The sequence below is a fragment of the Streptomyces sp. MK37H genome (assembly GCF_018035285.1).
GTDB lineage: Bacteria > Actinomycetota > Actinomycetes > Streptomycetales > Streptomycetaceae > Streptomyces > Streptomyces endocoffeicus.
This window is the reverse complement of record NZ_JAAAYH010000862.1, coordinates 1-1,338: the sequence shown is the minus strand read 5'-3', so window position 1 is coordinate 1,338 and position 1,338 is coordinate 1. Positions and strand designations below refer to the sequence as shown.

1 protein-coding gene is annotated in these 1,338 nt (G+C 72.0%); it reads right to left on the bottom strand.

Annotated elements, in window-relative coordinates; all coding sequences use genetic code 11:
• The coding region (locus GWI24_RS44460) for a condensation domain-containing protein (RefSeq protein ID WP_247617749.1) at positions 1 to 1,338 on the bottom strand (1,338 nt) is incomplete at both ends.

Sequence of the window (1,338 nt, the reverse complement as noted above, 5' to 3'; positions counted from 1 at the left end):
CTGCCGGAATCCGCCGGACCCGCAGCCCCGACAGGCCCCATTGCGGCGCCGGTACGCTCTGGAGGGCCAGCAGGACCTGGAACAGCGGGTTGTGGGAGAGCGAGCGTGACGGGTTCAGGTCTTCGACCAGCCGCTCGAACGGCACGTCCTGATGCGCGTACGCGGCCAGATCGGTCTCCCGCACCCGGGCCAGCAGCTCCGTGAAGGACGGGTCCGCGCTGAGATCGGCCCGGACGACCAGGGTGTTGACAAAGAACCCGGCCAGGTCGTCCAGCGCCGGGTCGCCACGGCCCGCGATCGGCACACCCATGGTGATGTCGTCGCCCGCACCCACCCGGCTGAGCAGCACGGAGAGGGCGGCGTGCACCACCATGAACATGGTGGCGCGACCACGGCGGGCCACGTCCAGCAGCCGGGCGTGGGTCTCCGCGCTGATCTGGATCGGCACTTCGCCACCGCGGAAGGAGGACACCGCGGGCCGGGGCCGGTCGGTCGGCAGCGCGAGTTCCTGGGGCGCGCCGGCCAGCGCCTCGCGCCAGTAGCCGAGTTGGCCACTGACCACGCTGTCCGGGGCCTCGGTGTCGCCCAGCACCTCGCGCTGCCACAGCGCATAATCCGCGTACTGCACCGGCAAGGGCTCCCACCCCGGCGCGCCGCCCGCCCGGCGAGCCGCATACGCCGCCCCCAGATCCCGCGCGAGCACGCCCATCGACCAGCCGTCCACGGCGATGTGATGCGCGACGATCAGCAGCACATACTCCGACGGCCCCGTCTTCAACAGCCGTGTCCGCCACGGCAGATCGACGGTCACATCGAAGCCACGGTCGGCGTGCGACCCGAGCTCGGCCGCGAGGAGTTCCCCGCTGGTCTCCACGACGACCAGCCGCGGTCGGCCCGCCTCGCCCTCCAGCACCTGCTGGCGCGGCTCGCCATCGGTTTCCGGGAAGACCGTGCGCAGGCTCTCGTGCCGGTCGGCGACATCGCCGAGGGCGGCTTCCAGCGCGGCGACATCCAGCTCGCCGGTCAGCCGAAGGGCCAGCGGCAGGTTGTAGACCGCTCCGGCCCCAGGGTTGGTCTCCTCGAGCTGGTTGAGGAACCACATGCGCCGCTGGGCGTACGAGAGCGGCAGCACCTCCGGCCTCGGCCGTGGTGTCAGCGCGGCCCGGGCGGCCGTACCTCCTGCCGCCGCGACGAGGCGGGCGACCCCGGCCACCGTGGGGGCGGCGAACAGCTCGCCGATGTTGAGCTCCGTATCGAGGACGGCGCCGATCCGGGCTATGAGCTTCATGGCGAGGATCGAGTCGCCACCGATGGTGAAGAACGAGACCTCGGCGCCCA